A 9,094-nucleotide genomic window follows, 5' to 3' on the forward strand; every position below is an offset into this window, starting at 1 on the left:
AACGTCTACTTTCGACAAGCAGACTCCCCGTTTAACAAAAGGGCGCGAAATTGTATTCAAATTTCGCGCCCCTCGCAACTGTTACCGAGCAAAAAATGATCAGGATTTTTCTACTTGGCTGAATTCCAGTTCTACCGGTGTTGCACGACCGAAGATAGAGACAGACACCTTCAAGCGGCTCTTCTCGTAATCGACTTCTTCTACCACACCGTTGAAGTCCGCAAATGGGCCTTCAGTAACACGGATAACTTCACCCGCTTCATACACAGTTTTGTGTACTGGCGATTCGCTCGCTTTCTCCAGACGGTTCAAGATAGCGTCTGCTTCTTTATCAGAAATCGGCGCAGGGCGGTCTGGTGTACCGCCGATGAAGCCCATTACACGTGGTACGCTACGCACCAGGTGCCATGACTCATCGTTCATCAGCATCTGAACCAGAACATAACCTGGGAAGAACTTACGTTCGCTCTTACGACGCTGACCTGCGCGCATTTCAACCACTTCCTCGGTCGGTACCAAAACCTCACCAAAGAAGTCTTCCATCTCGTGCATTTTGATATGTTCTTTCAGCGACTTCGCTACACGGCCTTCAAAACCGGAGAAAGCCTGAACAACAAACCAACGTTTTTTTGGAGCTTCGCTCATGTAGTTAACCTCACACGCCAGTGAATAGGCGGACCAGACGGACCATGATTCCGTCGATGCCCCACAGGATGAGCGCCATGACGACAGTGACAGCCAGAACGATGAGAGTGGTTTGCAAAGTTTCCTGGCGAGTAGGCCATACCACTTTACGCACTTCCATACGCGATTCACGTGCAAAGGTGATCGCTGCTTTACCTTTGGCAGTCAGTGCAGCGACACCACCCGCGGCGGCAACCAACACAACAACTGCAGCAGCTCGTAGCACGACAGACATATCACTGTACAGGCTATTTCCCACTACCGCTACGGCCAATAAGGCAAAGACCACAACCCATTTCAGGGCGTCCATTGACCCGGTTTGGGCTTCAGCATTCGCTTTCATACATTCTACCTGTAACTAGTCTACTTCATAGACGACAACAACCTCGCGTCAGCGAGGTAAAAGAACAAGGAAAATAGCTTTAGATTCATATGACCGTCTATTTTCTTATCCCTAAAACAATGTTCACTGCGGCAAATCGGTGAAAAAAAGTCCAATCCAAAGATTTGGCGCAGAAAAAGGGCATCAAATGATGCCCTTTTTGCTAGTGTGTCGTCAAATCTTATTCGATGATTTTAGCAACAACACCTGCGCCAACAGTACGGCCGCCTTCACGGATTGCGAAGCGCAGACCTTCATCCATTGCGATTGGAGCAATAAGAGTTACAACCATTTGGATGTTGTCGCCTGGCATTACCATCTCAACGCCTTCTGGCAGTTCGATGGTACCGGTCACGTCAGTAGTACGGAAGTAGAACTGTGGACGGTAGCCTTTGAAGAACGGAGTATGACGGCCGCCTTCGTCTTTAGACAGAACATATACTTCTGATTCGAAAGTCGTGTGTGGAGTGATAGAACCCGGCTTCGCCAGTACTTGACCACGCTCAACTTCGTCACGCTTAGTACCACGCAGCAGAACACCAACGTTCTCACCTGCACGGCCTTCGTCCAGAAGTTTACGGAACATTTCAACACCAGTACAAGTAGTAGTGGTAGTCTCTTTGATACCAACGATAGCGACTTCGTCACCTACGCGAACGATACCTTGCTCAACACGACCCGTTACAACAGTACCACGGCCTTGGATTGAGAATACGTCTTCGATTGGCAGGATGAATGGCTTGTCGATCGCACGCTCTGGCTCTGGGATGTAAGAATCCAGTGCTTCTGCCAGCTCAACGATTTTCGCTTCCCACTCAGCTTCGCCGTTCAGTGCACCCAGTGCAGAACCTTGAATTACTGGGCAGTCGTCGCCTGGGAAGTCGTACTCAGACAGCAGTTCACGAACTTCCATCTCAACCAGCTCAAGCAGCTCTTCGTCGTCAACCATGTCACACTTGTTCATGAATACAAGGATGTATGGAATACCAACCTGGCGACCCAGCAGGATGTGCTCACGCGTTTGTGGCATTGGACCGTCAGTTGCCGCAACAACCAGGATACCACCGTCCATTTGCGCAGCACCAGTGATCATGTTTTTAACATAGTCAGCGTGTCCTGGGCAGTCTACGTGTGCGTAGTGACGTGAAGGAGTATCGTACTCTACGTGTGAAGTCGAGATAGTGATACCACGCTCACGCTCTTCTGGCGCGTTATCGATTGATGCGAAGTCACGCGCTGCACCGCCGTATACTTTAGCAAGTACAGTACAGATAGCTGCAGTCAGAGTGGTTTTACCGTGGTCAACGTGGCCGATAGTACCAACGTTAACGTGCGGTTTCGTACGTTCAAATTTTTCTTTAGACATGACAGTCCCTCTAAGCACGGTATTTTGGTGGTTTAACGACCACACATACAACAAACGGATTTTTGTTGAGTATATGACAAATGGCTTGAAGTAACTTTGGGGAGAAAGAGTGGTGCTGATACCCAGATTTGAACTGGGGACCTCACCCTTACCAAGGGTGCGCTCTACCAACTGAGCTATATCAGCACTATAAGATTGGAGCGGGCAGCGGGAATCGAACCCGCATCATCAGCTTGGAAGGCTGAGGTAATAGCCATTATACGATGCCCGCTTTCAGTTTCTCGTAGAGCTATTCAAACTATTTGAAATAGTGGTGGTGGGAGAAGGATTCGAACCTTCGAAGGCGGAGCCGTCAGATTTACAGTCTGATCCCTTTGGCCACTCGGGAATCCCACCAAATTGTTCTTTTTTGTCGTAATGGTGCCGGCTGCCGGAATCGAACTGGCGACCTACTGATTACAAGTCAGTTGCTCTACCAACTGAGCTAAGCCGGCGACAAGTGCTGCGCATTCTATTCAATGATTTTTAGCGTTGCAATAGGTAATTTAAAAATTTCACCCAAATAAGATCTTATGGGGCATTAATTCACCAATTTGCTCCGTTTTTTAGCTAGATGGCGCAGCGTTATATCCCCTCCATACTTCCACAAACCGCATCGATAAGGTATTGTCGCTCTCCTTAACACACAGATTCATCCAGAGTATGAGTGATTTACTAACTCCATATTTGTCGTTCGACCGTGAGCAATGGTCAGAATTGCGCGACTCAGTGCCAATGACGCTTGACGAGACCGATCTCGAAAAGCTGCGTGGTATTAACGAGCATTTGACGATGAATGAAGTGCGGGATATCTACCTGCCGCTTTCGCGACTGCTGAATTTGTATGTAAAGGCGCGAAAAGGCCGCACCCAAGTCCTTGAACACTTTTTGGGACAAAAAGACAATAATGTTCCGTATGTGATTGGTATTGCTGGCAGTGTGGCAGTCGGAAAAAGTACAACTGCACGTTTGCTGAAAGCACTGCTGGAACGCTGGCCTGAACACCCTAAAGTCGAGCTCATCACCACTGATGGTTTTCTTCATCCCAACAAGATCCTCAATGAGCGTGGATTGATGAAGAAAAAAGGGTTTCCAGAGTCTTACGATATCCGAGGTCTGGTGCAGTTTGTTGCCGATGTGAAATCGGGGAAATCAAGGGTTGAAGCGCCCGTCTATTCGCATCTGGTCTATGACATCACTGAAGACACCAAAGTCGTCCAACAGCCTGACATTTTGATCGTGGAAGGTCTGAATGTATTGCAAAGTGGTATGGATTACCCGCACGACCCTCACCGCGTTTTTATCTCGGACTTCTTAGATTTTTCTATCTACGTTGATGCGGACAGCGAGTTACTGAAAACCTGGTACATCGAGCGCTTTATGGCGTTCCGTAAAGGTGCGTTTCAGAACCCAACATCTTATTTCCACCACTACACCAAGCTTTCGCATGATGAAGCGGTACAGACAGCATCAGGTATTTGGGAAGAGATTAACGGTAAGAATCTGGAAGAGAACATTCTTCCTACGCGCGAGCGTGCTGGCTTAATCCTCCAGAAAGGAACCAACCACGCGGTTCAAACCGTTAAAGTTAGGAAATAGCTTAGTCGTCAGCACGCAGGCTGATCTCTCCGCCGAGATATGGGGTAATGCCATTTTCGGTTTCCAGCAGCAAAGCCCCTTGCTCATTGATCCCGCGCGCAATCCCCTTAACCACTCGCTCACCCAGCAGTAATTTCACCGCACGACCCTGGAAGTTGTCATAGCTGTCCCAGCGTGGCACAAAGCCTGCCATTCCAGTTTCTTCATATTGCTTCAGCGCTTCTGTTACGCCATTTATCAAAGCGGCTGCCAAAGCATTTTTGTCGGGGAGTGGATGGCAAGCATCCTGAAGATTTGCCCAGCTTTGATCCACTTCATCTGTTTCAGGCATTGCAACGTTAAGTCCCATACCAATAACCAAATGAGCGGCATCGCCAGCCTGACCCGTCATTTCTACCAAAATACCGGCAAGCTTCTTGTCATTCCAATAAAGGTCATTTGGCCACTTGACCTTAACCCCTTCGGCTCCCAGATTCTGCAAGGTTTCAGCCATAGAAACACCCACAACAAGGCTTAATCCCATCGCAGCAGCCATCCCTGCATCTAATCGCCAATACATGGAAAGGTAAAGGTTGGCACCAAAAGGAGAAAACCACGCTCTGCCACGGCGTCCACGGCCTGCCTGTTGATACTCGGCAAGACAGGCGGAGCCGGACTCCAACTGACCTACGCGATCCAGAAGATGCTGGTTTGTAGAGTCAATCACGGGGATAAGCTCAAATGCGGGAACGTTTAGTTGCGCGTTTAGCGCGCCTTCATCAAGGAGATTAAGCGGCGCAGGCAGGCAATAGCCTTTACCTTGGACGCGGAACACATCCACACCCCACTGTTGCAATACTTTGATGTGTTTGCTGATTGCAGCTCGGCTCATACCGAGCTCTTCACCCAATTTTTCACCTGAGTGGAACTGGCCGTCTGCCAGCATTTTTATAAGAGCCAGGCGGGGCGTATTATCTAGCGCTGGCATACAGCCTCCAATGTGGTTTCTTGAGTCGCCCCCATAAAGCGAACCTCGTGTTCTAGCAAGACTCCAAAACGTTGGTAAACGGTATCAACCACTTCTTTCGCGAGAGTCACCACATCGCTGGCTGTAGCACCACCACTGTTTACCAGCACCAATGCCTGTTTATCGTGAACAGACGCGCCACCGACGCTTTTGCCCTTTAGGCCACACTGATCGATGAGCCAGCCCGCAGCGAGCTTCACTTCTGAACTCGATACTTCAAACGAAGGCATCTTTTCATTATCAGCTAAGAGAGATTTTACCTGTGTCTTAGGCACAACTGGGTTTTTAAAGAAGCTTCCGGCATTTCCTAAGAGATTAGGATCAGGCAGCTTTTCACTTCGAATTTCGCAGACCTTATCAAACACCTCTTTGGCAGAAACGTCATTCTCACTCGCCAAATCGCCCAGAGCCCCGTAACCTATCACGGGCTTCCAAGCTTTCGATAACTGGAAGCCTACAGCAAGAATAATGGCTTTATCTTTGAGTTCACGCTTGAACACAGAGTCCCGGTAACCAAATTCACAGGCCCCCGGCCCCATGCGAGCGACTTCGCCGGTTTCAAGCATCAGGACATCGACATACTCACAGCGCTCATTCAGCTCAACACCGTAAGCGCCGATGTTCTGAATGGGCGCCGAGCCTACCAGGCCAGGGATAAGCGCAAGGTTTTCAAGGCCAGGCATACCCTGTTCAATCGTCCATTTCACCAATTGGTGCCAGTTTTCCCCGCCAGCCACATGAAGGTGCCAATGCGAAGCTGTCTCATCAACATCAATACCCTTTAGGCGGTTTAGAACCACTATCCCATCAAAATCTTCACAGAACAGAAGATTACTGCCTTCGCCAAGGACGATCTTTTGCTCGTCAGCACGATCACGCCAGATCGTGATAAAATCTTCCGCGCTTTGCGCTTCAATAATGGCTTTGGCCTGAACATCAATACCAAAGGTGTGAAATGGTTTTAGCGATGTAGTAGACAGGATATTCATTCGGATCGCAGTTTCGTTTTGATAAAGTCTTAGCGATGTATACTACCCCATCCGCCTTGAATTCACAGTGATTTGATAACCATGGCCGACACACGATATGCCCTCCTCGACCCACTCCGTTTTCCACTGGTGGCTCGTTTTTACAAAACACATTACCCAGCAGGGAAGCCGAAGAAAGACGAAATCATTTGGACGGCAGAAAATAGCAGCGGTCTTTTTGGTTCAGTTAGATTCAGGCAGTTTCATGACTTCCAACTTCTGACTGGTATGCTTATTGCCCCCGAGCAACGAGGGAAAAAGCAGGGAGAAGCTTTCCTCAATGCCGTCCAAACTCAGATTCAAACTAAAGCTTGTTATTGTCTGGCGTATCGCTATTTAGAAAAACTCTACAAAGAGGCCGGATTTGAAGTGATCGAGGTCAGTAATCTGCCCGAAGAATTACGTGGCCGATACCAAAGCTATTGCAACAGTGGTAAAGATCTTATCCCTATGCGTCACAACTCCATGTCACAGTTTTAAATCGGGATAGCTGACACACGGATATCGCTGGAAATTGCACAATTTCTGGTACAATACTGGGTTTGATTTGCGTTAACACGACCCAGTGTCGAACTTAATGAGGCAACAATGGTTTCAGCTACTGCCAATAAGCAGTTGATCGATCAGCTCCCGAAAATTGCGCACCGTCCAGACCAGATGGAAACACTGCTCGATGCGACCACCTTCAGGGAGCGTCTGCTTCACGAAATAGCTCACGCTAAATATCGTATTTACCTTGTTGCTCTGTATCTGCAAGACGACGAGGCAGGGCGTAATATCCTTGATGCGCTCTATGAAGCAAAACAAAAGAATCCGGTTCTGGATATCAAAGTACTGGTTGACTGGCACCGAGCCCAGCGCGGCCTGATTGGCGCTGACAAGTCAGACGGTAATGCTGCGCTTTACCGCGAGTACGCTGAGAAATACCAGCATAAGATTGATGTGCTGGGCGTACCTGTGAGAAACAGGGAAGTCTTTGGCGTCCTGCACCTTAAAGGCTTTGTCTTTGATGATACTGTTATTTATAGCGGCGCAAGTCTGAATGATGTGTATCTTGCCCAGCATGACCGCTACCGTTATGACCGCTACCATGTCATCAATAGCAAAACACTAGCCGACTGCATGGCAGGCTTTATCGGAAACACCTTGGCGGCCAGTTCTGCAGTCACATGCCTTGCGCAGCCTAACCGCCCGGAAGTAAAAGTACTCAAGCCAGCTATCCGCGAATTACGTGCAAGACTGCAGGCAGCCAGCTATCAGTTTATTTCGCAACATATCAATGACGATCAAATTGGCCTCACGCCAATGGTGGGATTGGGTAAGCGTAAGAACTTCCTGAACATTCAGATTTGTCGTTTAATCGCCAGTGCTGAAAATGAACTCATCATATGTACGCCTTACTTCAACCCTCCGCGCAGTGTGACTCGTGAAATAAGACTTGCCTTGCGTAGAGGTGTGAACGTCACCATTATCGTAGGCGATAAAACAGCGAATGACTTCTACATCCCTCCTAGTGAGCCGTTCAAAACGATTTCAGGTTTACCTTATCTTTATGAAATGAACCTACGCAATTTCGCACGTCGTAATGAAGCCGCTATCGCCAAGCGTCAATTGAAAATCCACCTTTGGAAGCACGACGACAACAGCTTTCATCTCAAAGGGATTTGGGTAGACAGATCCTACATGCTACTGACGGGTAACAACCTCAACCCTCGTGCATGGAAGCTGGATCTTGAAAATGCCATCTTGCTTCACGACAAACGTCGTTTGCTGGAAGCCGAAGCCCAAAGGGAAATCGATACGATTTTGGAGCACACTCAGCTGATTGGCAGTTACAAGCAAATTGAAAAGCTGGAAGTTTACCCGCCTCAAGTACAAAGATTGCTAAAACGTATCAAGCGCATCAGGGCAGATCATCTGCTTAATCAGATACTTTAAGGAGTCAGACGTGATTGCTTCTATCGATGTGGACCCACAGAAAACCTTTACACTGATCTGCCCAGGCGAATTACCTGTGCAAGGCGGAGATAAGATTGGTCCCGCACTTAACGAACAGGCAACAAAGGCACAATTCCGCGTCCTCACAAAGGACGCGCATCCAGCCAACGCAGTTTGGGTAGTCGACAGTCACGATAAGATGCTAGTTCCTTTGGAGCATGCCAATGCGGACCTTACTTGGGTATCCCATGCAGTACCTGGCACCGAAGGCTTTGAAACTATTCCAGAACTCCCTGAAGTAACTGAATATGACCATGTCATTTGGAAAGGTGTAGAGCCAAATCTCCACCCTTACGGTGCATGTTTCCATGATATTCAGGAAAAGCTCAGCACTGGCCTCATTGAATGGCTTAAAGCCAAAGGTATCACCACTGTATTAGTCGGTGGTCTCGCTACTGACTACTGCGTTAAAACCACTGCAATGCAATTAAAGATGCATGGTGGCTTTGATGTTTGGGTTAACCTAGAAGCTTGTCGAGGCATTGCTGAAGAAACAACTGAAACAGGCTGCGTTGAAATGCGTGATGCCGGTATCCACGTTATAGAAACGCTGGAAGAGTTCACGGCATAACTCACTAAATGAACCCCAAAAACACCACCTGAGAAGGTGGTGTTTTTTATATCTATTATTTGGAAGCTCCAACTTTATTTACCATGAGCTAAGTGCTTGTATGGTAGTTGTCTGAAATTAAGGCTAGGAAAAAGGGAGCGATAGTAAATATGAAAAGATGTAGATGCAAAAAAGCCCTGACCGTCAGGTCAGGGCTTCTTCAAAATTCAAGCCTGGCGATGTCCTACTCTCACATGGGGAGACCCCACACTACCATCGGCGCTGTTACGTTTCACTACTGAGTTCGGCATGGAGTCAGGTGGGTCCATAACGCTATGGTCGCCAAGCAAATTCTGTGGCTTTATCCCGCTGGCTATAAAGCACGCTAGCGGCGTTACTTTGCTCCCTCACTCGGTCATGTACAGTCGTACACTCCCTCGTT

At 48.3% G+C, this 9,094-nt stretch carries 9 protein-coding genes, 4 tRNA genes and 1 rRNA gene; 4 read left to right on the forward strand and 10 right to left on the reverse strand.

Annotated elements, in window-relative coordinates:
* Positions 1-99: 99 nt before the first annotated feature.
* The 7 genes from nusG to GMA8713_RS12945 form a co-directional block, all read right to left on the reverse strand.
* The gene (nusG, locus tag GMA8713_RS12915; protein ID WP_062710353.1) at positions 100-645 is read right to left on the reverse strand and encodes a transcription termination/antitermination protein NusG; all 546 of its coding nucleotides are present in this window, start codon (positions 643-645) and stop codon (positions 100-102) included.
* A 10-nt stretch (positions 646-655) separates the two neighbouring features.
* Positions 656-1,027 (reverse strand): preprotein translocase subunit SecE, encoded by a 372-nt coding sequence (secE, locus tag GMA8713_RS12920; protein WP_002542047.1) that lies wholly within the window; start codon positions 1,025-1,027, stop codon positions 656-658.
* A 220-nt stretch (positions 1,028-1,247) separates the two neighbouring features.
* Positions 1,248-2,432, reverse strand: a complete 1,185-nt coding sequence (gene tuf / locus GMA8713_RS12925) for an elongation factor Tu (protein ID WP_062710356.1) — start codon at positions 2,430-2,432, stop codon at positions 1,248-1,250.
* A 110-nt stretch (positions 2,433-2,542) separates the two neighbouring features.
* Positions 2,543-2,618, reverse strand: a tRNA-Thr gene (locus GMA8713_RS12930).
* 10 nt (positions 2,619-2,628) lie between these two features.
* Positions 2,629-2,703 (reverse strand) — tRNA-Gly (locus tag GMA8713_RS12935).
* Positions 2,704-2,743: 40 nt separating this feature from the next.
* Positions 2,744-2,828: transfer RNA gene (locus tag GMA8713_RS12940), tRNA-Tyr, on the reverse strand.
* 22 nt (positions 2,829-2,850) lie between these two features.
* Positions 2,851-2,926: transfer RNA gene (locus GMA8713_RS12945), tRNA-Thr, on the reverse strand.
* 208 nt (positions 2,927-3,134) lie between these two features.
* Here GMA8713_RS12945 and coaA point away from each other — a divergent pair.
* Positions 3,135-4,070, forward strand: a complete 936-nt coding sequence (gene coaA / locus GMA8713_RS12950) for a type I pantothenate kinase (RefSeq protein WP_062667958.1) — start codon at positions 3,135-3,137, stop codon at positions 4,068-4,070.
* 1 nt (position 4,071) lies between these two features.
* On the opposite strand, the gene birA is transcribed toward coaA, so the two are convergent.
* Positions 4,072-5,037, reverse strand: coding sequence for a bifunctional biotin--[acetyl-CoA-carboxylase] ligase/biotin operon repressor BirA (birA, locus tag GMA8713_RS12955; RefSeq protein WP_062710360.1), 966 nt, complete (start codon positions 5,035-5,037; stop codon positions 4,072-4,074).
* Positions 5,025-6,065: a UDP-N-acetylmuramate dehydrogenase gene (gene murB / locus GMA8713_RS12960; protein ID WP_062710364.1), complete on the reverse strand. Its 1,041-nt coding sequence runs from the start codon at positions 6,063-6,065 to the stop codon at positions 5,025-5,027. Before murB ends, birA begins: the two co-directional genes overlap by 13 nt.
* Before the next feature lie 81 nt (positions 6,066-6,146).
* Between murB and GMA8713_RS12965 the strand changes: the two genes are divergently transcribed.
* From GMA8713_RS12965 to GMA8713_RS12975, 3 genes are all read left to right on the forward strand, one after another.
* A complete protein-coding gene (locus tag GMA8713_RS12965) occupies positions 6,147-6,584 on the forward strand; it encodes a GNAT family N-acetyltransferase (RefSeq protein WP_062710368.1) in 438 nt (145 codons plus the stop codon).
* Between the two features lie 108 nt (positions 6,585-6,692).
* Positions 6,693-8,042: a CDP-diacylglycerol--serine O-phosphatidyltransferase gene (pssA, locus tag GMA8713_RS12970; protein ID WP_062710373.1), complete on the forward strand. Its 1,350-nt coding sequence runs from the start codon at positions 6,693-6,695 to the stop codon at positions 8,040-8,042.
* A gap of 10 nt (positions 8,043-8,052) precedes the next feature.
* Complete coding sequence (locus tag GMA8713_RS12975) at positions 8,053-8,673, forward strand: nicotinamidase (RefSeq protein ID WP_062710376.1); 621 nt, start codon at positions 8,053-8,055, stop codon at positions 8,671-8,673.
* Positions 8,674-8,883: 210 nt separating this feature from the next.
* On the opposite strand, the gene rrf is transcribed toward GMA8713_RS12975, so the two are convergent.
* Positions 8,884-8,999, reverse strand: a 5S ribosomal RNA gene (rrf, locus tag GMA8713_RS12980).
* Between the last annotated feature and the right edge of the window lie 95 nt (positions 9,000-9,094).

This window comes from Grimontia marina (assembly GCF_900060185.1).
Classification (GTDB): domain Bacteria; phylum Pseudomonadota; class Gammaproteobacteria; order Enterobacterales; family Vibrionaceae; genus Enterovibrio; species Enterovibrio marinus.